The sequence below is a fragment of the Emticicia sp. SJ17W-69 genome (assembly GCF_051209875.1).
Classification (GTDB): domain Bacteria; phylum Bacteroidota; class Bacteroidia; order Cytophagales; family Spirosomataceae; genus Emticicia.
On sequence record NZ_JBNTQY010000001.1, the window covers coordinates 958391 to 982082 of the forward strand.

20 protein-coding genes are annotated in these 23692 nt (G+C 33.8%); 14 read left to right on the forward strand and 6 right to left on the reverse strand.

The annotated features are described in order from the left end of the window. Nucleotides 1-19 precede the first annotated feature (19 nt). Nucleotides 20-802, reverse strand: a complete 783-nt coding sequence (locus tag ACQUQZ_RS04195; RefSeq protein WP_435353498.1) for a 3-keto-disaccharide hydrolase — start codon at nt 800-802, stop codon at nt 20-22. A 624-nt stretch (nt 803-1426) separates the two neighbouring features. Here ACQUQZ_RS04195 and ACQUQZ_RS04200 point away from each other — a divergent pair. The 6 genes from ACQUQZ_RS04200 (at nt 1427) to fbaA (ending at nt 5970) form a co-directional block, all read left to right on the forward strand. Beyond that, complete coding sequence (locus tag ACQUQZ_RS04200) at nt 1427-1834, forward strand: T9SS type A sorting domain-containing protein (protein ID WP_435353499.1); 408 nt, start codon at nt 1427-1429, stop codon at nt 1832-1834. 131 nt (nt 1835-1965) lie between these two features. Further along, on the forward strand, nt 1966-2373 hold the full coding sequence (locus ACQUQZ_RS04205) for a hypothetical protein (protein WP_435353500.1): 408 nt from the start codon (nt 1966-1968) through the stop codon (nt 2371-2373). A 131-nt stretch (nt 2374-2504) separates the two neighbouring features. Continuing rightward, nucleotides 2505-2909, forward strand: coding sequence for a hypothetical protein (locus ACQUQZ_RS04210; protein ID WP_435353501.1), 405 nt, complete (start codon nt 2505-2507; stop codon nt 2907-2909). A 144-nt stretch (nt 2910-3053) separates the two neighbouring features. Continuing rightward, the gene (locus ACQUQZ_RS04215; protein WP_435353502.1) at nt 3054-3728 is read left to right on the forward strand and encodes an SGNH/GDSL hydrolase family protein; all 675 of its coding nucleotides are present in this window, start codon (nt 3054-3056) and stop codon (nt 3726-3728) included. Between the two features lie 109 nt (nt 3729-3837). Further along, entirely contained in the window at nt 3838-4752 is a 915-nt protein-coding gene (locus ACQUQZ_RS04220) for a polysaccharide deacetylase family protein (RefSeq protein ID WP_435353503.1), read from the forward strand. Nucleotides 4753-4887: 135 nt separating this feature from the next. Then, nucleotides 4888-5970 carry a class II fructose-bisphosphate aldolase gene (gene fbaA, locus ACQUQZ_RS04225; RefSeq protein WP_435353504.1) on the forward strand — a complete coding sequence of 361 codons (1083 nt, stop codon included), beginning with the start codon at nt 4888-4890 and terminating at the stop codon, nt 5968-5970. 73 nt (nt 5971-6043) lie between these two features. Here fbaA and ACQUQZ_RS04230 read toward each other — a convergent pair whose 3' ends face one another. Next, nucleotides 6044-7321 carry a sensor histidine kinase gene (locus ACQUQZ_RS04230; protein ID WP_435353505.1) on the reverse strand — a complete coding sequence of 426 codons (1278 nt, stop codon included), beginning with the start codon at nt 7319-7321 and terminating at the stop codon, nt 6044-6046. Then, entirely contained in the window at nt 7314-8231 is a 918-nt protein-coding gene (locus ACQUQZ_RS04235) for a hypothetical protein (RefSeq protein ID WP_435353506.1), read from the reverse strand. Before ACQUQZ_RS04235 ends, ACQUQZ_RS04230 begins: the two co-directional genes overlap by 8 nt. Before the next feature lie 752 nt (nt 8232-8983). On the opposite strand from ACQUQZ_RS04235, the gene ACQUQZ_RS04240 reads away from it, so the two are divergent. The 3 genes from ACQUQZ_RS04240 to ACQUQZ_RS04250 all read left to right on the forward strand — a co-directional run bounded on the left by ACQUQZ_RS04240 (nt 8984) and on the right by ACQUQZ_RS04250 (nt 10825). Continuing rightward, nucleotides 8984-9616 (forward strand): LuxR C-terminal-related transcriptional regulator, encoded by a 633-nt coding sequence (locus ACQUQZ_RS04240; RefSeq protein ID WP_435353507.1) that lies wholly within the window; start codon nt 8984-8986, stop codon nt 9614-9616. A gap of 463 nt (nt 9617-10079) precedes the next feature. Continuing rightward, on the forward strand, nt 10080-10358 hold the full coding sequence (locus ACQUQZ_RS04245; RefSeq protein ID WP_435353508.1) for a transposase: 279 nt from the start codon (nt 10080-10082) through the stop codon (nt 10356-10358). Nucleotides 10359-10441: 83 nt separating this feature from the next. Beyond that, nucleotides 10442-10825, forward strand: coding sequence for a hypothetical protein (locus ACQUQZ_RS04250; RefSeq protein ID WP_435353509.1), 384 nt, complete (start codon nt 10442-10444; stop codon nt 10823-10825). A 27-nt stretch (nt 10826-10852) separates the two neighbouring features. On the opposite strand, the gene ACQUQZ_RS04255 is transcribed toward ACQUQZ_RS04250, so the two are convergent. Beyond that, the gene (locus ACQUQZ_RS04255; protein WP_435353510.1) at nt 10853-11653 is read right to left on the reverse strand and encodes a Rossmann-like and DUF2520 domain-containing protein; all 801 of its coding nucleotides are present in this window, start codon (nt 11651-11653) and stop codon (nt 10853-10855) included. A gap of 427 nt (nt 11654-12080) precedes the next feature. Here ACQUQZ_RS04255 and ACQUQZ_RS04260 point away from each other — a divergent pair, with 427 nt between their 5' ends. From ACQUQZ_RS04260 to hemE, 3 genes are all read left to right on the forward strand, one after another. After that, on the forward strand, nt 12081-14264 hold the full coding sequence (locus ACQUQZ_RS04260) for a peptidoglycan-binding protein (protein ID WP_435353511.1): 2184 nt from the start codon (nt 12081-12083) through the stop codon (nt 14262-14264). A gap of 186 nt (nt 14265-14450) precedes the next feature. Next, the gene (locus tag ACQUQZ_RS04265; RefSeq protein ID WP_435353512.1) at nt 14451-14927 is read left to right on the forward strand and encodes a thioredoxin family protein; all 477 of its coding nucleotides are present in this window, start codon (nt 14451-14453) and stop codon (nt 14925-14927) included. Between the two features lie 209 nt (nt 14928-15136). Further along, nucleotides 15137-16162 (forward strand): uroporphyrinogen decarboxylase, encoded by a 1026-nt coding sequence (gene hemE / locus ACQUQZ_RS04270; RefSeq protein WP_435353513.1) that lies wholly within the window; start codon nt 15137-15139, stop codon nt 16160-16162. A gap of 109 nt (nt 16163-16271) precedes the next feature. Here hemE and ACQUQZ_RS04275 read toward each other — a convergent pair whose 3' ends face one another. Together ACQUQZ_RS04275 and ACQUQZ_RS04280 are read right to left on the reverse strand one after the other, a co-directional pair. Then, nucleotides 16272-17339, reverse strand: a complete 1068-nt coding sequence (locus ACQUQZ_RS04275) for an NAD-dependent epimerase/dehydratase family protein (protein WP_435353514.1) — start codon at nt 17337-17339, stop codon at nt 16272-16274. Between the two features lie 66 nt (nt 17340-17405). Continuing rightward, nucleotides 17406-19406 (reverse strand): KUP/HAK/KT family potassium transporter, encoded by a 2001-nt coding sequence (locus tag ACQUQZ_RS04280; RefSeq protein ID WP_435353515.1) that lies wholly within the window; start codon nt 19404-19406, stop codon nt 17406-17408. A gap of 182 nt (nt 19407-19588) precedes the next feature. Between ACQUQZ_RS04280 and ACQUQZ_RS04285 the strand changes: the two genes are divergently transcribed. Both ACQUQZ_RS04285 and ACQUQZ_RS04290 read left to right on the forward strand, forming a co-directional pair. Beyond that, nucleotides 19589-20371, forward strand: a complete 783-nt coding sequence (locus tag ACQUQZ_RS04285; protein WP_435353516.1) for an enoyl-CoA hydratase/isomerase family protein — start codon at nt 19589-19591, stop codon at nt 20369-20371. A gap of 77 nt (nt 20372-20448) precedes the next feature. Then, nucleotides 20449-23661, forward strand: coding sequence for an NPCBM/NEW2 domain-containing protein (locus ACQUQZ_RS04290; RefSeq protein WP_435353517.1), 3213 nt, complete (start codon nt 20449-20451; stop codon nt 23659-23661). Nucleotides 23662-23692 lie beyond the last annotated feature (31 nt).

A 23692-nucleotide genomic window follows, 5' to 3' on the forward strand; every position in this document is an offset into this window, starting at 1 on the left:
AAATGTTACTAACAATTGATTACAATCTTCTAATCCAAATATTTTTGAATTGTGTTTTATTGTTATGGTCTTGCAAATGAATCACATCTTCACCATGAGCAGTAGTATATAAGTGTAAACCAATATAGTTGGTAAGTCCTAAAATCGAAGTATTATTTTGAACCAAAACGCCATTGTGCAAAACAGTGATGCGTGCAGGATAGTCTAAACGACCATCGGGCTTGAATCGAGGAGCTGTATAAATCACATCATAAGTGTTCCACTCTAATGGACTACGCATGGCATTTACAAGCGGTGCGGTGTCTTTGTAGATACTTCCAGCTTGACCATTGCGGTAGGTACGGTTTTGGTAAGAATCTAAAATCTGTAATTCATAGCGGTCTTGAAAGAAAACACCACTATTGCCACGACCTTGGCTTGCACCTGCAACTTCATCTGGTGCTGAAAATTCGATATGTAATTGACAGTCACCAAATTTCAATTTGGTTTTGATATCGCCTGTACCTGGTACGACCTCCATTCTACCATCAATAACCAACCATTTGGCTGGAGAACCGTCTTTAGCACTAACCCATTGTGATAAATCTTTGCCGTCAAATAATATGATTGCATCAGATGGGGCATCTGCACTGGTTTTACCAGGTGTTACAACAGCAACCTCTGGCTCCCAAATCTCTGTCATTTCTGGTTTCATAGGCATTGGAGAAACGGCAGGTGGAGTGGAAGTTTGTTGAGCGTTAGATGAACAACTAAAAAGCACAACGATTGTAAATGCTGAAATAATGATTTGTATTTTTTTCATCTTAATTAATAAGGTTGATTTTTGATTTTCAAATGTAATAAAGTTTTGTGAATCAAAATGAAATAGTGTACGAAAATGACATTAAAATGTACGAAAATGGACAATTTTTCGACGAAACATATTTTTTTAAATTTGTTATTTGATTATTAAAGTATTGATAATCAACTGGTTATGTGTTTTTTAACAAATCTTAATTTTTTTTGGCACGAGTTTGTCATATATATAAATATCAGAATGGCAAAATTAACTTAAAAACAAAATATTATTCTGTAATTGACTATTTACATAGTGTTTTTTATAAAAATAAAGAATTATATTTTGTTACAAGGTGTATTTTTGGCCATCTAATCTAATTACCGTTCGTCCTTTTAAAATAACCATTTGAGTAGTTTGTATTACATAGTACCAAGTTTTACCCATACCTTTGAATCATCAAACAAGGCAACAAAAATTAAAAGAGCAAGAGTAGCATTATATAATAAATGAAGTTTCATCACATAGTTTACTTACTTCATCACTAATCTTACTTGAGCAAAATTTGAGACGCTAAATTTGAGACATCAAAATAAAAAAAATAGAAAAAGCTATAAACATTAAAACTTGCGGTTTGCCGCTCACAAAATTATGAAAAAGTTAACATCAATTATCGCCATCGCTTTATTAGCAACAACAACTGTTTTCAACGCAAATGCAGAAGACAAAAAAACAGCAACAACAAACACATCATCAAGCTCGGTGTTTGAGTACAAAAGTAGCCAACTTAATGTAGGTATGTATGAATCTGGCAAAGTAAACTCAATGAAATTGAATTTAGCTTTGACTAAAGATGCAGGCAAAAAAGCAACCATCAAATTGATGGATAGCAAAGGTACAGTTTTGAACGAAGAAAGAATTGGAAAGAAATTGACGGGTTATAACTTCCGTTTCGATTTCAGTACTGTTGAGGCAGGAAAATATTTCATCGAAATCACAGAAGGTGACAGCATTATCACAAAAGAAATTATTAAATCAACGAACACTTTGAGTTATTAATTTCCATACATCAAGTAATATGACCGATTATGGTAAAACTTGAAACGCATCATTCACACAACTCATCTTATAATTGAAAAAGCTATAAAATTAAAAACATTTAACATTTGCGGTTCGCCGCTCACAAAATTATGAAAACGTTACAATCAAAAATCGCCATCGCTTTATTAGCAACAACAGTATTCTTCAATGCAAACGCAGAAGACAAAAAAACAACAACATCAAATACATCGTCGAGTACGATGCTTGAGTACAAAAGTAGCAATCTGAATGTAGGTATGTATGAGTTGGGTAAAGTTAATTCAATGAAATTAAACATGGCTTTGACAAAGGATGCTGGTAAAAATGCCATAGTAAAAATAATGGACGAAAAAGGTGCAGTATTAAATGAAGAAAGAATTGGAAAGAAATTGACAGGCTATAATTTCTGCTTCGATTTCAACAATGTTAAAGTTGGTAAATATTTTATTGAAATCACTGAGGGGGATAATATTATTACCAAAGAAATTATCAAATCAAACAATACTTTGAGTTACTAATTCCACTCATCAAGCAATACAACCGATTACGGTAAAACTTGAAACGTATAGTACACACAACACATCTTATAATCGAAAAAGCTATAAAATTTAACAACATTCAAAACTTGCGGTTCGCCGCTCACAAAATTATGAAAAAGAACTTAAAAAACTTCGCAATGGCTCTTGTAGCTGGAATCTTCACATTCTCAACAGTATTGGCAGCTGAACCAGTGGAGACAAAATTAGATGCAAACAAAACATTTGGTGTTGGTATGTATCGCATCGTAAATTCGATGAAAGTAAATGTTGCAGTTGAAAAATTAAAAGGTAATACCGTAGAGATTACTTTAAAAAATGAAAGAAATGAAACCATATATACCGAATTTGTAGGTAAAAAATTGGTTAAATTTTCAAAGAAATTTGATTTGACAGGCTTGGCTGATGGTAAGTACCGTTTTGAAATTACCAATGGGAAAGAAAAGATCACGAAAGAAGTTAATTTAGAAACACGTCAACCAATACCCGCAGATTATCGCACCGTTGAGGTTAAGTAATCATATCAAAAGATAAGAAACATTAGTATTTTAGTTTAGGGGATTTGGACAGCGTCGTGGTATTTTCCGCAACGCTGTTTTTTTTTGTTTTATGATGATATCTTTTTACTTTCGTAAAATCATATTCAAACCTAAAAAAACTAAATGAAAAAGACGTTCAAAACTTTTATTATTATTTTATTTTCTCTTTCTATGTTTTCTTTGAAACAAGACAAGCCAACAAAAATTATTTTCTTCGGAGATTCTATCACACAAGCAGGTGTCGAGCCAGGTGGGTATATTACTAAAATGAAAGAGATGCTTGCAAAACAAGGCATTAAAGATAAATATCAACTGATAGGAGCAGGTATTGGCGGTAATAAAGTATATGATTTGTTTCTTCGCATGGAAGATGATGTACTTTCTCAAAAACCAGATGTTGTTGTCATTTATATAGGTGTAAATGATGTTTGGCATAAAGCAAGCCATGGTACGGGTACAGATGCCGACAAATTTGGCAATTTTTATACAGCAATTATCAAAAAGTTGCAATCGCAAGGAATTAAAGTTATTTGTTGCACGCCAGCCGCTATTGGAGAACGTACAGATAATAGCAATCAACAAGATGGAGATCTGAATCATTATTCAAATATTATTCGTACAATTTCAGCTAAATTTGATTGTCCATTGATTGATTTACGTAAAGAGTTTATTTCATATAATCTTAAAAATAATTCGAGCAACAAAGAATCTGGCGTTTTGACTACTGACCGTGTACACCTTAATGATACAGGTAATCAGTTTGTTGCCGATTTAATGATGAAAGCTTTGATAAAATAATTTTTTGTTACCAAGAAGCTCGGTTACTACTAAGGTTCACTAAGATTTTATAGTTTATTTCTTTAGTGAACCTTAGTTGAGACCGATGCTCGGTAAAATTAGAAAACAGATGAGATTTCCTTTTTTATTCTTAATACTCATAACTTTTGTTACAAAGGCCCAAAAACAAATCGCTATTACGGTTGATGATTTGCCTTTTGTGCAAGAGCTTTCACTCAAACACGCCCAAGAATCGACCGCTAAGTTGCTTAGTAAAATGAAGAAGCAAAATCTCAAAACAGTAGGTTTTGTGAATGAGAACTCGGTATATAAATTTGGTGAAATTGACGAGCGAGTAGCTCTATTAGATGCATGGATGGCAAATGGACAGCAATTAGGCAACCATACCTTTTCTCATCCATCTTTTAGTAAATTATCCTTAGAAAATTTTGAAGCTGAAACACTCAAAGGCGAAGTCATTACTGATAAAATTAAGCAAAAATACGGACAAACTGAGCGTTATTTTCGCTACCCTTTTTTGCATACGGGTTCGGATAGCCTAAAAAAATATGGTTTTCAAGCATTTTTAACTGAAAAAGGTTATCAAAATGCCCCCGTTACCATTGATGCTGATGATTGGCTTTTTAATAAAGTTTATATGGATGCCATGAAAGCAAATAACAAAGATTTGATGAAAAGTGTGGCTGAAAAATACTTAAAGCATACCGATAACTATTTTGAATATTACGAAAAACTTACGCAGGAAGTTGTTGGTCGTCCAATCAAACATATTTTTTTATGCCATGCCAATGCTCTCAATGCTGATTATTTCAATGAATTAATAGAAATTATAAGAAAGCGAGGTTATACATTTGTTACCCTAAAAGATGCCCTTCAGGACGAAATTTATAGTCGGTCGGAAAGAGTAATAACAAGCAATGGTTTTTCATGGATACATCGTTGGCGAATAACCGATAAGAAAAAAACAAGCCTAAAAGACATAGAAATACCAGCCGATATTCAGGCTTTGTACGATGGAAAATAAAAATAGAATACTTTTTAATATAAAAACAGCAAGATTTTAGGTAAAAACTCTTAATTTGCATCATATTTCTTTAAATTAGGCTTCATCTACAATTATAATAACATTTTTTCTTTTTAAAATTCAAAAACGTTACTCATGAGTCAATCTTTGATTAAGTCAGGCGTAGTTACAGGTGAGGCATTGAATGCTTTGTTACGCCATGCCAACGAAAATGATTATGCCCTTCCTGCGGTGAATGTAGTTGGTACTAACTCTGTTAATGCCGTAATGGAAGCAGCTAAGGCTGTAAACTCACCAGTTATTATCCAGTTTTCTAATGGTGGTGCGATATTTTATGCGGGTAAAAGTTTGCCTAATAAAAACCAAGAAGCTGCCATTGCTGGAGCTATTTCGGGAGCAATGCACGTGCATCAAATCGCTGAAATGTATGGTATCCCAGTTGTACTTCATACTGACCACTGTGCCAAAAAATTATTGCCTTGGATAGATGGCTTATTAGATGCTGGTGAAAAATTCTTTGCTCAACACGGCAAACCATTGTTTAGCTCACACATGATTGATTTATCAGAAGAGCCATTGGAAGAAAATATCGAAATCTGTGCAAAATATTTAGAGAGAATGTCAAAAATGGGCATGACACTCGAAATCGAATTAGGTGTTACAGGTGGCGAAGAAGACGGTGTTGATAACTCAGACGTTGATAGCTCGAAACTTTATACACAACCTTCGGAAGTAGCTTTTGCTTATGAAGAATTGTTGAAAATTTCTCCAAATTTCACTATTGCAGCAGCATTCGGAAACGTACACGGTGTTTATAAGCCAGGTAATGTGAAATTATCACCAATTATCTTGAAAAATTCACAAGACTATATTCAAGAACATTTCGGAACGGGCGAATTGCCAGTAAACTTTGTATTCCACGGTGGTTCGGGTAGCTCACGTGAAGAAATCAGAGAAGCCATCAAATACGGTGCAGTAAAAATGAACATTGATACAGATGTTCAATGGTCAACTTGGGAAGGTATCTTGAAATATTACAAAGACAAAGAAGGATATTTGCAATCGCAGTTGGGTAATCCAGAAGGCGAAGATTCTCCGAACAAAAAATATTATGACCCACGTGTATGGTTACGTAAGGGCGAAGAAAATATGATTGCTCGTTTGAAAGTAGCTTTTGAAGACTTAGATTGTATTAACCGTAATGAAGGTTTGATTTAATTCTGAAGTTGTTTTTTGAGAAATCCTGTAAGGTTTTATAAACCTTGCAGGATTTTTTTTTATGCCAAATAAATCAAATTATAATAGTCAGCCTACACCCATTACCAATACTTGACACAACAGACAAACGTCCTTTTAAATTGGCCACACGCCTTCGAATGCTATATAAGCCATGCCCATCTACTTTTTTATTTGTATCAAATCCAATACCATTATCACGAATAGTTAAGGAGATGTTGTTGTTTTTAAGTGAAATATCTATTATTACCATTGATGCTTTTGAATGTCGAACGATATTCACCAAAATTTCTTTATATATCAAGAAAAAATGTTTTTTGATGCTATCATTTATTTGTTCCCAATCTTTCTCATTATTGATATTGATCGTATATTTCACATCCATTGGCTCAAATAAAATAGCAGGCATTTCATTAATAAAAATTGGTTTGTTTTCATTTATATCTTCTGCTTCATTATTAGTAATAATATTTTCTATTTTATAGGGTATTGTGTCAAGGGCTTTTTTCATATCATTTACATATTTTATGGCTTTTTTTGGCTCTTTGTCAAGCCATTGCAATGCTAATTGGTTGAGTGAATTAATTACACTTAATTGAGAGCCAATATCGTCATGAAGGTTACTATTGATATCTTCTTTAATTTGTTTAAGCCTAAGATGATACAAGAAGTTTTCTTGCATTTGCTGAAAAAATAAACTTTCCAATTCTTCCTTTTCAGTAGTAAATGAATATAGTTTTCCAATTAAACCATTGATCAAGAAAAAGATTTGAAAGATAGTGATGGTTTTAAAAATAATAATATCCCATTCTTTAGTATCCAATGTCATTATATAATGGTTGTAGATATTGATAAGTATATAAAAACATAATGCCAAAATACAAAATAGCAGACTCATCCATAAGGACTTGTATTTTTCGGTGGTTTTTGTCAATTGAATAAAATAAATAATTAGCCCTGACATAATTAGGTATCGAGCTATAAGACCGAATATAGGTATAAAGGAAGTTTGATAATTCAGTAAGTAAAAAATTGATCCACAGCCAGCTATGAATTGAGCTAAAAGTAAAGAAAGGTGATTGATTTTCAGAAATGTGTGGTGTTGGATATAGAAAACAACAGAATTGATGTAGGCAAGGTAAGCAAAAAAGGAAAGTATTTCGACTAAAGATTGTTTGCTACTAAAAGCGAAGTAGGCCAGAAAAAGACTTCCCGTATGTACAAAAATAGATAAATATAATTTGTACTGATAAACAATATAACTAACAAAGCAATAAAGCAACATCATCAAAAAAATGCCTGCCTGTAAAAGATGAAAGAATGTATTATTCATGTGTGGTTTTTTTTTGAATTGATATAAAATCAAGTCGAACAGTAGAGCTTGAACTATCTTCTATTGAATAGTTCATCTTTCCTTGCCAATAAAGTAATTGGGTGGACAGTAAATTTAACTCATAGATCATTTTATTTTTTGAGGCCACTTTACTTCCGTCATCTTGGATAATGACAAATATATTACCATCGTTGTGCATAGCGAAGTTGGCTATTATGTGGAGAAATTCTTTATATTTGATAAACACATCAAGTATTTTTTCATAGAATGTTAGTATTTGTTTTTCAAAATCATTTCCAATCGTTTGCCATAAGGCTGATTGATTGACATATAAGTCGAAAGAAACATTTTTTTCTGATAAGCGATATTTAGATATTTCATAAGCCTTGCTTTCAATTGATAGATTGAATTTTAAGCTATTTAGCTCATTAAATTCTCTAACAATATTTCTAATGGTTTGGATAGATTGTGAAGTTTGGGTATTGAATAGAAGCAAGTTTTCTTTAGCTCTTGCATTGTTGTTGGATTTTAATAATTGTAGGGTTTCTTCAGCAAGTGTCGATGATTGCCTCAAGTGTTGATTAAAAGTAGTATTTATCTTAATCAATATTTCTTGTTTGACATTGATGAAAATCTTATCATCATTGCCTTTTTCTTCAATACTAAGCAATATTTTTCTTTTCAAGTCTATATTAGACAATTCTGATTGTTTATGAGATTCAGAAATGCCGATAAACATAAAAATAGACTCCAGCACCGTACCCAATTCTCCATAAGTATCTGGAAAAGTAAAGGCATTTTTATTATCAAAAGTTATTAAGGAAGGGAAGCTATTGGGAAATGTTTGAAAAATACATTTCAATATCCAAGCTACTGTAATGATAGCAGAACCTATCAAATAGTACTTCATGAATAAAAATTTTAACTGATAAAGGTGATAATAAATCAGGCTGAATATGATAGCAGACGCAAAAATAGTTATACTATAAATCCATGCTATTAAGTATGTGTAATTACTAAGCTTTAGGAAAATATTTATAAAAATGGTTGCTGTTAATATTAAAATAATTAGAATCATCTTATTAAAAATATGCCGCTCTTGGATATGTACATCAAACATTTTCAACAGGAATGAACAATATAAAATAACGTTAAAGCATGTTATTTCTGGGGTAAACGTGTTTATCGAAGTATCAAAAATCCCTATTTTATGATATTGGTCTACTATATAGAACTCTAATAAGCCCGAAATTAATGCAGTGCAATAAAGTAAAAAAGCAATATTCTTATTTTTGAAGTAACTCAAAAGTGAATACAATATCATTGTTATGACCATGCCATCAGCAATATTTCTGAATATGTCATAATGTAGCGGATTCATTGTAAAAAAGATAAATTTGTTGCAAAGAGAAATTTAAATAGGTAACAGAGACGGAAAAGGTAAATATGCGTCTAAAATAAATCGTTTAATACAACTTGTTTCTTCGTGTATCTTACTTACATAAAAAATAGTTGAAGAAGCCAATGGGAAATTTGATAACGGTATAAAGATCATTGCCGTCATTTATTTTGACTTCTTTGATAACTAATATGACAATCGCTTTAATAGTTTTTTGAAATAGATTTATAATTTAAAAATACAAAATCCAAACTTTTGAGAAAATGACTATAAATATTATCCTAATTGATGACCATTTGATTTTAGGTCAAGGAATCGCACAACTGTTGGCAAGCCAACCCCAATTTAATTTTTCAGGCTTTTTTCCGAATACCGAAGATGTTAAGCCAGTTTTACAAAACTCATCCATTGATGTTATTTTGCTTGATATATCAGTTCCTCCTGATAATGGTATTGTATTCTGTAAATGGGTTAAAAACAATCATCCTGCTATAAAAACTTTATTTTTTTCAATGCACTTTGATGCTCTCATTATCAATAGAGCCATGAAAGCAGGTGGCAATGGCTATATTACAAAAGATGTTGATAGTCAAGTATTATATGATGCTATCAATGCGGTGGTAAATGGACAAATATATTATTCAAAAAATGTTGAAAACTTATTACTCAATAAAATACCACAAACCATCAGCATAAAAGACCTTCCAATTTTATCTCCAAGAGAAAAAGAGGTGCTTAGTTGCATTGTTGAAGGCTATACAAGTCATGAAATAGCTGAAAAACTGTTTATTTCTACCAAAACAGTAGATTTTCATCGGAGTAACCTTCTCGTTAAATTCGATTGTAAGAATGTTGCTGAACTAACACGTGAAGCTGTTTTACACGGATTAGTTTGAAAACTTCCGCCTAGTAAAAATACTAATATTATAGCCTACTGGTATTTAACATTAACAAGGCAATCCAAGAAAACTTTACCTTTACTACATAATACTTATCAATTAAACTTACAAGCAGCGGCAATAGTAAATAGTAATGAAAGGCACAGATATGTTCTTATCAATTCTTTAATTTAAGTTTCAATTTTGGATTAAAGACATAGAATGTAATTGTATTTTTTGCTCTTTAATCAATTTGAGTTTATATAATCACTAAAATATTCTAAGTTACTTTTAATATTTTTTTCAAATATATAATCATCATCAGCGTAGGTTTTGTGTGAATATAGGTTTTTTACTTAATGTTGAATTCTATTGCGAAACGATCAAATTTTTGAGGGTTTCTAATTTCAAATATAATTAATATTCTGAAATTATGTTAAAAAATAACTGATATTTTATCACTCCATGAAACTAATATATTATGAGACAGTTAAATCTAAAATGCGGAAATTGCGAAAGCAATCGTGTCGTATTGAATGGGCGAAACAGCAGTGGCTCCCAAACTTACAGATGCAAAAATTGTGGTTGTTGTAGAGTATTGAATAGTGTAAAGAAAAAGAAAGATATCGACATCGAAGCACTATTAAAAGTTTATCAAGAGAATAAAAGTTTACGTTTGACGGGGATTTTTTTTGGAATTAGCCATGTTACAGTTTTCAATAAACTTAAAAAAATAAGTCATTCAAGTCTTTCAACATAAAATAGCGTGACTAATTTTTATTAAAAACAATTGGCATTCTTCCGGAAGTATTATTCTTAATCATTAATTATAATTTTTGTCATATGAAAAAAATAAATATTAAAAAGAGAAATACCAATTGGAGTGATTTAGACGACATTCTTCGGCTTCTAAAGGGCAGTAGCTCAACTACCGATGATGAAATTGTGATAAGCAGAATTAAGCAGATTTTGTTTAACCCAAGATATGCAAGTTTTACTTATGAATATGATAGCTCTGTCATTGGTTTTTCTTTTTTAGAAAAGTATTTCTATATAGACATTTCATCAACATTTGTGAGGGTAATCATGTTTTTGATGAAAGAAGATTTAATGAAAGAAGAAATAGAAAGAAAAATGATAGAAGATGCTAAATCTTTGGTGGTTGATTATAAAATGGATGGTCTTTATAATACACATAATTTAACTACTCATAAATTTATTGTGTAGAAGTTTGGTAGTCAAATCATAGGTTTTTCAAAATGACTGTTGGTGATGCTGAATGCTCTCAGTCATTACTTCATAGATTTCGACCAAATTTTCATCTTCCTTGAGATAATCTAAATGCCGATTAATGATTGTTTGGTCATTTCTGATAGCAGGTCCAGTTTGTACATCAGCAGGATTTTCGACTGCTAATGCTTTCTTGAAAGTTTCACGGATAATAGGTTTTAATAAATCAAATTCTAAATCTTCACTATCAGTGATTTCTTTTGCCAAGGCTAATAGATGGTTAGTAAAATTACAGGCAAATACAGCCGCTACATGCAAAACTTTTCGCTCGTCTGAACTGATTAAATAGACGGTATTGCTCAATTCTTGTGCAATATCAACGAGTTTTTGTTCGGTTTCTTCGTCGCTGGCTTCAATACAGAATGGGACAGTTTTTAAGTCCAATTTTTTACCAATACTAAAAGTCATTAAAGGGTAAAAAACCCCACATTTTACAGGTAAATCGTGGTGAACTAGCATCAGTTTTTGTAAATCTTCTAATGATTTACTGCCCGAAGTATGAGCTAAAATGGCATTTTCAGGCAAGATTATTTGTTGACAAACTTCGCTCATCGCATCGTCAGAAACAGCTAATATAAATAATTCGGCATCACTCTCCGAAAAGTCAAGATCAGTTTTGACAGTTGCTTGGTAGAGCATTGATGCTAAATTGGATGCTTTAGATTTTTGCCGACTAAAAACTTCATAGATTTGATGGTGATGATTTTCAAGTGCAAGACCTAAGTGCCAGCCAATATTCCCTGACCCAATGATAGAAATTTTCATACAAATATAATGTTTGTCAAGTATAAGCAGATTCTATCAAATATTTAGTATTTTAAAAAAAATACTGTAATTTTTTCTTTAGTTTATAGAATATTTTCTTTAGTATTGCCGTCTCAAAAGAGAAAAACCTGTCTTTCCTTTCATTCTTAAAGGGTTATTAAACTTAGTCTTAATTACATTTTTTTTTGTAATTAATTTTGAGTTAAGTAAAACTCTCAAAACCTCCACGTCATTTTGTTACTTGTTTTGCACCGAAGCGTCTGAATAAAGACTAATGGAATGATTATGAGTAAAAGTGTCGTATTAGCACGCTCTGTGGAGCCAGACAGCTGGAAATTGACATAAAATAGCATACAATCACAACAACCATACAAATTGATATAAAAATAAAACAGGAAAAAAATTAGTTACTTAAACTCCAAAACAAATGATGAAGAATTCCCTTTTAACGCTGTCAGCGGTTATGTTGGCTTCTGGGCTTGCGATGGCTCAAAGTGACTTGCCACCAAACGCTGTACCGGGTAAATGTTATGCAAAATGTTTGAAACCAGCACAATTTACAACCCGCACAGAGCAGTATGTATCAAAAGAAGGTAGTAAAATACTTACAGCCACAGCACCAGAGTTAGCTACTGTAACAGAGCAGGTGATAATCAAAGAAGGTAGTAAGGCTCTGCAATCATCAGCAACTGCTTACAAAGCTGTTACAGAGCGAGTATTAGTTAAAGAACAAGGTAAGAGAACAGAAGTGATTCCAGGTTCGGGTTCTTATAAAGCAGTTTCGGAGCAAATAGAAACCCGCCCCGCTTATAAACGTTACGAAATTGATGGTTGTAATACAGACACTAAAGGGGGAACGTCTAAGAATAATGCGAACGAGCCATGTTTCAAGGCAATAAAGGAGCAGGTTTTGGTTCGTGAAGGTTATAAAAAATTAGAAGTGATTCCAGCTCAGTTTAAAACTGAGGCCGAAAGAGTAATTATCAAAGAGCCTTCTAAACGTTATGAAGTCATTCCAGCAGTTTATAAATCTGTGTCAGAGCAGTATATGGTAAAACCTGCTTATAATAATTTAATTGTAGATAATACTGTGGAGTTCAAAGCCGTCCAAGAAAAAGTCGAAGTACGCCCAGCCTACAAGCGTTATGAGATAGTTCCTGCACAGTTCAAAACAGTTACAGAACAAGTATTGATTCGTGAAGCTGCCTCAGCGATTGCAGGTGGACAAAAGCCAAAATATAAAACAGTAACCGAACAATATATAGTAAAAGAAGCATCAAAGCGTTTTGAAATTGTACCTGCTGTGTACAAATCAGTTACCGAAACTATTGTCATAAAAGAGCCAATTAAAACATTAATTGTGACACCACCAGTTTATGAAACAATAACTGAAAAAGTGAAAATTCGTGAATCTTATACAAAATATGAGAAGCGTAAGCTTGATCCTTCATGTTTAAGTGCAAACCCAGATGATTGTTTACAATTATGTTTGGTAGAGATTCCTGCTGAATACAAAACCGTAACAAAACAAGTATTGAAATCGCCTGCTGGAGTAAGAGAGGTAATTACACCTGCTCAAACAGCTAACATTACCAAACAGGTGGTTGCTCAAGCTGCCTCAGTGCGAGAAGTTGTGGTTGAAGCACAATTTGCAACAATCACTAAGTTGGTTTTAGATGGTGTAGAGCCATCAGGTGTAAACTTGACAGCCGTACAAGCTTTTAAAGGTGGTTCGGCTTCGGCAGAATATGCCACTATTACAAAAACTGTGATTGCTTCGCCTGCTCAATATAAAGAAATTGAAGTACCTGCTCAATATGAAACCATCACTAAGCAGGTACTTGCTCGTGGGCCTCAAGTAAAAGAAGTACCCGTTGCCGCTCAATTCGAAACCATCACAAAACAAGTAGTCGCACAAGCAGCTCAAGTAAAAGAAATTGATGTGCCAGCAGTATTTGCTACTCGTTCAAAACAAGTATTGGTAGCTCCTGCTACAACTCGTGAGATTGATGTGCCAGCAGTATTTGCTTCTCGAACAAAATACTCCTGTGCTGAAACCTCAGCTATTACAGGTAATGGTATTGTTGCTGGTAATGGTGGCTGTGGCCCACAAGTACGTGAGATTGATGTTCCTGCTGAATACCGTACAGTTACTAAACATTTAGTAGCAGGCCAACCTCAAATACGCGAGATTGATGTGCCAGCCGAATATAAAACCATCACTAAGCAAGTTGTTGCTTCTGCAGGTGGAACAACTGAGACGCTCATTCCTGCGGAATTCCGTTCTGTCACAAAGACGGTTGTGAAAAAACCAGCATCTACTTCTGAAAAAGAAATCCCAACGGAATATGGTACTTATACAACTACATCTATGACAAGCAGTGGTACTTATGCTGACTGGGTTGAAATTTTATGTGGGAATAAAATTACTTCGGCTACGGTACGAGCGATTCAAAAGTCTCTCAGAGCTAAAGGATATGATCCTGGCCCAGATGATAATGTACTTGGCCCACGTACCAATGCTGCGATTATTAAGTTCCAAAAAGATAATAATTTACCACAAGGAAACTTGAACCTTGAAACTTTAAAATCTCTTGGAGTAGAATATTAATTTATCAAAAAAACAATTTTGAAGAGGCTACCTTCCATAAGAAGGTAGCCTTGTTTTTTTACAAAAGATAAAGAAAACAAAAATATGGCTTAGTATTTGCTCTAAATAGTAATGTTATCGCCTTTAAGTAAGATTTGAGCTAAGGGTTAATTTATACTATTCTACAACTATAAAAATACGATGGCTATGAAAATGAGAGTAACATTGTTATTAGGAATCACCATTATCATACTGGCATCTTATACCAATGGTAATGATGCTACAAAAAATCAGGTGAATTTCTATAAAGGTAGTTACGATGACTTTTTACGGGAAGCAAAAAAACAAAAGAAACCGATTGTGCTGGATTTTTGGGCAAGCTGGTGTGGCCCATGCAAAAAAATGGATAATGAAACATTTTCCAATACAAATTTTGCATCTTATATGAATGCCAATTTTATGGTTTTTAAAGTTGATATCGACTCTTTCGACGGAATGGCAATTGCCGACCGATTTGCTATAGATGCGTATCCAACTTTAGTACTTTTAGATGCGAAAAGTAAATACATTGGCCGTTTTAGAGGTTTTTTTCCTCCAGATTATTTGAAAAATGAATTGGAGAAAAGTAAATATCTTAAGGGAAAACGATTTATTATTCCTAAAAATACTACTGCTTCTTTGTAGAATAGCAAAACAAATTTTTTAAAGCCATCTATTGTAAATAGATGGCTTTTTGTTTGTATAAAAAAGCCAAGAAAAGTTAGTTTAAAATGCTAATACTTCTGTTAATTTTTTTCGAAATAAATATTCCTCTTGGCCTAATTAAAACCAAATTTGATAAATTTCCGTAACTAAATATAGTAAAGCAATAGGCTGAGTTATATCTTTGTAGTATGGAATTGAAAAATGATTTAATTATACGTGCCGCCAAGGGCGAGCGTGTGGAGCGAGTACCGGTATGGATGATGCGTCAAGCGGGGCGAATTTTGCCAGAATACCGTGCGGTACGTGAAAAAGCAGGAAGCTTTATAAAATTGGCAACAACCCCTGAGTTAGCTGCTGAAGTAACGATTCAGCCTGTTGATATTTTGGGTGTTGATGCAGCGATTATTTTTTCTGATATTTTGGTTGTACCAGAAGCAATGGGTTTGCCTTATGAAATGTTGGAAGCCAAAGGTCCAATTTTCCCAAAAGTAATACATACAAAAAAAGATATAGATGCTTTAAAAATAGCCAATCCTGAAAAAGAATTGTCGTATGTTTTGAAAGCAATTGATATTGTTAAAAAAGAGTTAAATGGGAGAGTGCCGTTGATTGGTTTTGCAGGAGCTCCGTTTACTATTTTTTGCTATATGGTTGAAGGTAAAGGTTCTAAAACATTTTCAATTGCTAAAAAAATGCTTTATTCTGAACCAGAATTAGCACATGCTTTACTCCAAAAAATCACCGATACTACCATTGCATATTTGAAAGCCCAAGCCAAACATGGAGCTGACTTAGTACAGATTTTTGACTCTTGGGCGGGAATCCTTTCTCCTGATCAATATCGCAAGTTTTCATTGCCTTATATTGCTCAAATTTGCAATGCAATCAATGAAGTTCCCGTTACAGTTTTTGCCAAAGGAGCATTTTTTGCCCGTAAAGAGATGTCAAATTTAAACTGTCAGGTAATAGGCTTAGATTGGAATATGGATATTAGTGAGTCTCGACGCATGATTCCACATAAAACTTTGCAAGGAAATCTTGACCCATGTGTGTTGTATGGTTCTTTCAAAGAGATTGAAAAACACACCAAAAAGATGATTAAAAACTTTGGTGGACAAAAATATATTGCCAATTTAGGGCATGGCGTATATCCTGATACCGACCCTGATAAAGTGAAGTGTTTTATTGATACTGTAAAAAATTATACGATTTGATTCATATCAACCTTGTGGTATCTGAGCGTAGAAAAGAGATGACAGAAGGGTAAAAAAAGTTGTGGCACGTTTCAAAAACGTGCCACAACTTTTTTTATTGCCAATCTTTTTATTTCAAAATAGGTTCTAAATCTGCTCTATTGTCAGTAATCCATTGCGTAATATCTTTTACAATTTGTTCAACTCCAATTTCTGGTTTCCAACCTGTCAAAGCAGTGACTTTTGAGTTATCTGTAATGTACAAGCGAATATCAGCTGGTCTATTTTCTGCTATTTTGGTAATTGGGATGGTTTTCCCAGTAACTCTCTGACATATTTCGGTCAATTCTTGTAAAGAAACACTTACCTCAACACCTCCACCTGCATTTAGTATTTCACCATTTACTTTATCAATATTGTGCAATTGCCAGTCTATCAAGCGATAAAGATCGTCAATGTGCATGATGTCACGGGTTTGCTTACCTTCGCCACCATAACCAATATAAGATAGTTTTTGCTCAAAGAAATGTTTGGCAATCCAAAGCACCATTACACCCTGATCAACTTTTCCCATTTGCCAAGGGCCAGTCAAGACACCACAACGATTGATAACAGTTTTTAAATTATAAAATTCGTTATATTCCTGAATAATTAACTCTGATGCCAATTTGGTTGTTCCGTAAAGTGATCTTGCTCCATCCAATGGAAAATCTTCCGCAATACCTTTAGAGGAAACGCCTTTAATAGTTTGATTATCAGTGAGTTCAAAACGAGTTTCTTGTTCTATAAAATCCAATGTTTCAATGGTTTTTATAGGATAAACTCGGCTTGTTGAAAGAAATATAAATTCGGCTTTACATCTGACTGCATAGTTGAGGCAATTGACTGTTCCAAATAAATTAGTATTGATTAGATAGTCAGGAGTGCCCCCATTGATTCCAGCCAAAACAGAAGGCTCGGCAGAGGCTTCAATGACAGTATCAACTATCGGAAGAGCATCGAAATCTTCTTTACTTCGAATATCTCCATGAATAAAATTGATATCAGCTTTGCCCAAACGAGCTACATTTAACTCAGAACCTTTACGGCGTAGGTTATCAAGACAATAGATTTCGTAAGATGGATAATTTTTTTTGAGTGAAATGGCAAGTGCTGAACCAACAAACCCAGCTCCACCAGTAATTAAGATTTTTTTCATGTAAGATGATTAAAAATAAAACATAAAGAAGCATTACGCTTTATGTTGTTTTGATATGATTTTTTCTCAATGCCCATTACCAGTCCAAGGGATACGTTTGAGATTAATATTATCCAAAGCTTTAATAACAAAAGGAACTTTTTCGACTTTTACCGCACTGCTGTCAAGACCGAACCATTTATCTTCTGAAGGAGTATATTGTTTAATAAAGAAATAAGCTCGCATTACTAAACCTTCCCAAAAAGGCAACTCATTTTCATAAGACAAGAATCTTTCGAGAACGACAAAACGGAAGTCTCCAATGACATTATGTTTATTTAAAGACTCATAACGGCTACGAATATCTACTTCACCACATTTTACCATATCTTCCAAAACTCGACGGAAATAAAGGTTTATTTTATGAGGAACTCTAAATCCTAAACGGAAATTTACTTTATACACATCATCTTCTGCAACAGTCATAACTTTATACTCCATTGTGTATGGGTCGTCAACAGTATCTACGTGAACAAACCAATATACATCGGCACGTTTTGGACGTTTTTGGAATATAGAATAAATAATTTTATTTTCAATCTCAGAAGCTCGACCAGCATTACTTAAAAAAACCAAGTGTGTAGCATATTTTGGAACAGTAATATCTGCACTTAACTCTTGGAGTGATTCGGTATATTTATCTAATTTCTCGTATTCAGTCAATCGGGCTTTTATTCTAAATGCCCTAATCCAAATATACATAACCAAAGCAATGATACCTGCAATAATTAAAGAGACATAACCACCATGTGGGAATTTTTGAAGGTTGGCAATTAAGAAAGAGACTTCAATACAAGTGTAAATCGCAATAAATAGGATTATTCCCCAAATATTGAATTTTTTGGCATATAAATAATATGCCATTAGCATGGTAGTCATTAGCATGGTCATTGTAATTGCCAAACCATAAGCAGCCTCCATAGCTGTTGATTCACGGAAGTAAAGAACAACGCCCACACAACCTATCCAAAGCAAAATATTAATGCTTGGTACATAGATTTGACCCTTTTGATCAGAAGGATAATTAACTTTAATTTTCGGCCAAAAGTTTAGACGAATTGCTTCAGAAATTAAAGTAAACGATCCACTTATTAAGGCTTGACTGGCAATAATAGCTGCCGAAGTAGCAATAAAAATACCAAAAGGTAAAAACCATTCAGACATTAGATTATAGAAAGGATTTCTATCACCGAGCATTTGTCCATTAAGGCTCATTACATACACCCCTTGCCCGAAATAATTAAGCAACAAACAAATTTTAACAAAAATCCAACTAATACGAATATTTCCACGACCGCAGTGTCCCAAATCCGAATAAAGAGCCTCGGCTCCAGTTGTACATAAAAAAACCGAACCTAAAATCCAGAAACCCCCAGGATGATGCACCAATAATTCAAAGGCATAATAAGGATTTAATGCTTTCAAGACACTTAAATCTTTGGCTATCCACAAACCTCCTAAAACCGCCAACATTGAGAACCAAGCCAACATAAAGGGGCCAAATAGGTATCCCACTTTTTTTGTACCAAAAATTTGAACAATAAATAGCATTGATATAATAGCAATAACTATCTTGACAATGGTATCTTGTTGAATGTTAGGAAATTTGATCCGAAGCCCTTCAATGGCCGATGCCACTGAAATTGGGGGAGTAATGATACCATCGGCAAGCAAGGCACTCGCTCCAATAATTGCAGGGACAGTAAGCCAGCGTGCGTGGCGGCGAACAAGAGCAAAAAGGGCTAATATGCCACCTTCTCCACGGTTATCAGCACGTAGGGTTAAGATAACGTACTTGATGGTTGTTTGCATGGTGAGTGTCCAAAACACACATGATAATGCCCCTAAAATAATTTCCTCATTAATCGGCTCTGTACCTGCGATAGCTTTTAAAACGTAAAGTGGAGATGTACCAATATCGCCATAAATAATTCCCATAGCGATGAGTAACCCAGCAGCAGAAACTTTGTCAAGATTGTGGTGATGGTGTCCGTTGCCGTTACCATTTACCAATTGATTCACTTCCATTTAATAAAAAATTATGAAAAAAGTTTGCAAATATAGGTCTTCATAATGAATTAGTAGAAATTTTGAATAAAAATGTTTTAATAAGTCACATAGATTTGCAACTTTTGACTAAATTTAATGAACATTTTTTCTTTACTCATCTAAATCAGGTACAGCAAACAATAAAACTTTGATAATCAATCATGTACGAAAATATAATATTTGATATTTCTGGGCCTATCGCCACGATCACACTTAATCGTCCACAAGTCTATAATGCACTCAGTACAGCCTTAATAAGAGAAATTACTCAAGCAATAGAAGTAGCAGCAAATGAAGATGCCATCAGAGTAATTATTTTGACAGGCTCGGGAGACAAAGCCTTCTGTTCGGGTGCAGATTTGAAAGCAGGGATGGATGCTGGCCTTACCTCACTTGGTGAATCTTTGAGAGAGAACTATAACCCAATGATTCTGGCTATCAGAAATGCTGAAAAGCCAGTAATATGTCGGATGAATGGTGTGGCAGCGGGGGCAGGAATGTCCTTAGCATTATCATGTGATATTATTATCGCCAATAAAGAGGCATATATGAGCGAACTTTTCGTAGGAATTGGACTAATGCCTGATGCAGGGTCTATGTTTTTTTTACCAAGAATTGTAGGACTTCAAAAGGCATTTGAACTATGTAGCACTGGTCGAAAAATTTATATGGATGAAGCTTTGAATTTAGGGTTAGTAAGTAAAATAATTCCTTATGAAGAATTAGATCAAGCTGTTGCGGAATTGGTAAGTTATTATAAAACAGCTCCAACTAAAGCCATCGGGAAGATGAAAAAAGTGCTAAATCAGTCATTCAATAGCTCAATTGATAAGATTTTAGAGCATGAGGCCAATAATCAAGATATTTTGGGAAAGACACATGATTTTGCCGAAGGAGTAATGGCTTTTTTACAAAAGAGAAAGCCTGCTTTTAGAGGTAAATAGTAGCCAAATGTAACCTTGCTTACGTTTTGCAAGGTTTATAATATAGCTGCAGCATACAAACCTATTATGAAATTATAATGATACGTAGTTTTACTATTTTTATCATCACCATCATTTTAGCTTCAATTAATGTTGAAGCTCAATTGCCTGATGGATTTGTTGACCAACTACATTCCAGTGATTGGCAAGCTCCAACAGGATTAACATTTGATGCCAGTGGAAAAATGTATGTTTGGGAAAAAGATGGAAGGGTATATATAGTAAAAAATAATGAAAAAACCCTTTTTATTGATATATCAGAAGAGGTAGCCACTTATGGAGATTATGGGATATTGGGTTTTGCTTTAGACCCAAACTTCATGACTAATGGCTATGTATATCTATATTATATTGTAGATAGGTATTATTTACTGCATTATGGAGAAGAAGAATATGACCCATACATGTCTTGGGAAGGAGCGACGATTGCACGAGTTACAAGATACACTGCTCCCCAACCAGCCATTCCAAATGCTGTTGATTATAAGAGTCGATTAGTATTAATAGGTGAAACCAAATCAACAGGTTTTCCAATTACTGGAACAAATCACGGAGGAGGGGGTATGGCTTTTGCCAATGATGGGACTTTATTTGTTAGCTGTGGTGATGGAGGATTAGGTGCTGATTATGATGCTGACGCTTTGGCTGATGGAATCATAACAGAGGCCGAAAATGTAGAGGATAGAGTTTATCGATGTCAATTGATTAATTCTTTAAATGGGAAAATTGTTAGAATTGACCCTAAAACGGGTAATGGCCTTTCAAATAACCCTTATTTTGATGCAGAACATCCCCGTTCTGCTCAGTCTAGGGTCTGGGCTTTAGGTTTTAGAAACCCATTCAGGATTGCCGTCAAACCAAACTCTGGTATGCCTGGCATATTATATGTTGGAGATGTAGGTTGGAACAGTCGTGAAGAAGTGAATATTGTTACAATGAAGGGGCAAAATTTTGGATGGCCTATTTATGAAGGTCTTGATTTGATAACGCCTTGGACTAATCCAATATATATACCAGAAAGTTATCAAAAACCAATCGTTGAGTGGAGTCATATTGATGAGAATAGTCCAACTGTTGGGACGGCAAAAGTCCTCATCAATAATATAATCAGTGAGGTTGGCTCTACAGAGTTTCCTGGCCTGAGTTTCAGTGGTTCATGTTCAATAGGGGGTGTTTGGTATAAAGGAACTACTTACCCTGAAGAATTCAAGAATACTTATATATTTGCAGATTTTACCTCTGGTTGGATAAAGAGCTTTTCCTTTGATAATAATGAAAATCCTACCTCTTTTCGAAACCTACACACCTCGGCAGTAGGAGCAGTGGGTATGGCTTACAATCCTGTTGATGAATCTATTTATTATTTAAAATTAGGTTTCAATCAAAGTGATCCAATCGAAATACGTAAAATAAGCTATGGTATATCCAATGTGCCACCAGTGGCAAAATTTACACTTACTTCTTCTTATGGAGTATCTCCATTATCAATTTCATTTGATGCCTCTGCCTCAAATGACTATGAGAATGCAAACCTAACATATACTTGGGACTTTGGGGACGGCAATACAGATACAGGTATAAATGTTACGCACGTGTACGATAATCACTCGGCTGAACCTCAGATATATGAAGTTTTCTTGACTGTAACTGACCAAGAAGGACTGTCAAATACTACATCCACAGTTATTTCTTTAAATAATACCCCGCCGATTATTCACTCTACAAGCGTCGATAGTGTTAATGTTTTTTCTAATAATAATAATGATTTAATAAGTTTATCAGCACAAGTATCTGACAATGAAGAACTTACCAATCACCTTACTTATAGATGGATGGTTCGTTTATACCACGATGAACACTCGCATCCACAGCTAGATGTAACAAGAGCTACATCACAAGTAAGTCTTGGGCAAGTACCATGTGATGGACATTTATACTTTTATCGAGTTACATTAATTGTCTCAGATTCCTATGGTCTATCAGCTACTTATATAAAGGATATTTATCCTAATTGTAGTCCATCAGATACCATTCCTCCTGAAATTCCAATTTTAAAGTCTTTTGATAGTAAGATTAAGTCCTTCAAGTTATCATGGAACAATGTTTATGATAATGTTGGTGTGAATTCTTATGAAGTTTTTATTAATGGTATTTCTCAAGGGCTGCTGAATGCCCAAACATTATCTTATCAATATATTTCAGCAACGAGTATCATCAATAAAGTATTTGAATGTTATATAAAAGTACGAGACTTGGCAGGAAATATAAGTATAAGCTCTAAACTTAAATTTACCCATAGTAGTAGTTTTGAACGAGCAATCGTATATTTATCGGATCTGCTACCAAGTAGTATCATTAATGGTTTTGGACCAATAGAGATAGATCATAGCAATGGACAAGATGAGGTAAATGATGGTTCAATAATAACTTTAAATGGAGTTACTTATAGCAAAGGAATCGGGGTTCATGCTGGCTCTGAAATAATATATGATATACCAGCACATACATATAAAACCTTTAGTGTAAAAATTGGTATTGATGATGAGATAGCTGATGGAGATTGTGGAAGCGTTATATTTAAGGTATATAAAGATGATACATTAGCTTTTGCAAGTCCAACAATGTTCCCAAATTCAACAACAATTGACATTCAACTTGATATATCCAATACAGCTCAATTAAAACTTGTGGCCGAATTTTCTGGAGATGATTATTTTTGCGACCATGGTGATTGGGCTGATGCAAAACTGTTTAAGCTAAATGTTTCAACAGATACTTTACCACCAACAACACCAACAAAATTAAGCTATTTCAAACGAACGAATTATTTCCAAATTGATTGGGATGCCTCAAAAGATGAATCTGACGCAGATTTAGATTACGAAATAATCATTGATGATGAATTGTTTACTACAACAACGGCCTTAAAAAGTCCATTACCCGTATTGAGTCAAGGTATTCATACAGTTGCGATACAAGCAAAAGATGACGATAATAATAGAGCGATTAGTAATAGTATTCGAATAGATTATGGTTTGTGCCAACCAAGTATGGAGCTATTATTTTCTTCAGATAATTTTTTTAATAATACAATTATCTTGAAGACGTCAGAAATAATTACTGCAAATAATTCAGTTTTAGGAACTTCTAAAGTAACTTATCAAGCTGGCAATAAAATAGAACTTTTACCTGGTTTTAGTGCAACTTCGGGTAGTGTTTTTACTGCTCAAATTCAAGGATGCAATAATTAACTTTTTTATGTAGTTTTGTGCAAAATGATAA

What these genes read in the sequence shown, in the direction of transcription:
- ACQUQZ_RS04195 (WP_435353498.1), bottom strand. Translation starts at nt 802, where the DNA reads ATGAAAAAAATACAAATCATTATTTCAGCATTTACAATCGTTGTGCTT.
- ACQUQZ_RS04200 (WP_435353499.1), top strand. Translation starts at nt 1,427, where the DNA reads ATGAAAAAGTTAACATCAATTATCGCCATCGCTTTATTAGCAACAACA.
- ACQUQZ_RS04205 (WP_435353500.1), top strand. Translation starts at nt 1,966, where the DNA reads ATGAAAACGTTACAATCAAAAATCGCCATCGCTTTATTAGCAACAACA.
- ACQUQZ_RS04210 (WP_435353501.1), top strand. Translation starts at nt 2,505, where the DNA reads ATGAAAAAGAACTTAAAAAACTTCGCAATGGCTCTTGTAGCTGGAATC.
- ACQUQZ_RS04215 (WP_435353502.1), top strand. Translation starts at nt 3,054, where the DNA reads ATGAAAAAGACGTTCAAAACTTTTATTATTATTTTATTTTCTCTTTCT.
- ACQUQZ_RS04220 (WP_435353503.1), top strand. Translation starts at nt 3,838, where the DNA reads ATGAGATTTCCTTTTTTATTCTTAATACTCATAACTTTTGTTACAAAG.
- fbaA (WP_435353504.1), top strand. Translation starts at nt 4,888, where the DNA reads ATGAGTCAATCTTTGATTAAGTCAGGCGTAGTTACAGGTGAGGCATTG.
- ACQUQZ_RS04230 (WP_435353505.1), bottom strand. Translation starts at nt 7,321, where the DNA reads ATGAATAATACATTCTTTCATCTTTTACAGGCAGGCATTTTTTTGATG.
- ACQUQZ_RS04235 (WP_435353506.1), bottom strand. Translation starts at nt 8,231, where the DNA reads ATGAAGTACTATTTGATAGGTTCTGCTATCATTACAGTAGCTTGGATA.
- ACQUQZ_RS04240 (WP_435353507.1), top strand. Translation starts at nt 8,984, where the DNA reads ATGACTATAAATATTATCCTAATTGATGACCATTTGATTTTAGGTCAA.
- ACQUQZ_RS04245 (WP_435353508.1), top strand. Translation starts at nt 10,080, where the DNA reads ATGAGACAGTTAAATCTAAAATGCGGAAATTGCGAAAGCAATCGTGTC.
- ACQUQZ_RS04250 (WP_435353509.1), top strand. Translation starts at nt 10,442, where the DNA reads ATGAAAAAAATAAATATTAAAAAGAGAAATACCAATTGGAGTGATTTA.
- ACQUQZ_RS04255 (WP_435353510.1), bottom strand. Translation starts at nt 11,653, where the DNA reads ATGAAAATTTCTATCATTGGGTCAGGGAATATTGGCTGGCACTTAGGT.
- ACQUQZ_RS04260 (WP_435353511.1), top strand. Translation starts at nt 12,081, where the DNA reads ATGATGAAGAATTCCCTTTTAACGCTGTCAGCGGTTATGTTGGCTTCT.
- ACQUQZ_RS04265 (WP_435353512.1), top strand. Translation starts at nt 14,451, where the DNA reads ATGAAAATGAGAGTAACATTGTTATTAGGAATCACCATTATCATACTG.
- hemE (WP_435353513.1), top strand. Translation starts at nt 15,137, where the DNA reads ATGGAATTGAAAAATGATTTAATTATACGTGCCGCCAAGGGCGAGCGT.
- ACQUQZ_RS04275 (WP_435353514.1), bottom strand. Translation starts at nt 17,339, where the DNA reads ATGAAAAAAATCTTAATTACTGGTGGAGCTGGGTTTGTTGGTTCAGCA.
- ACQUQZ_RS04280 (WP_435353515.1), bottom strand. Translation starts at nt 19,406, where the DNA reads ATGGAAGTGAATCAATTGGTAAATGGTAACGGCAACGGACACCATCAC.
- ACQUQZ_RS04285 (WP_435353516.1), top strand. Translation starts at nt 19,589, where the DNA reads ATGTACGAAAATATAATATTTGATATTTCTGGGCCTATCGCCACGATC.
- ACQUQZ_RS04290 (WP_435353517.1), top strand. Translation starts at nt 20,449, where the DNA reads ATGATACGTAGTTTTACTATTTTTATCATCACCATCATTTTAGCTTCA.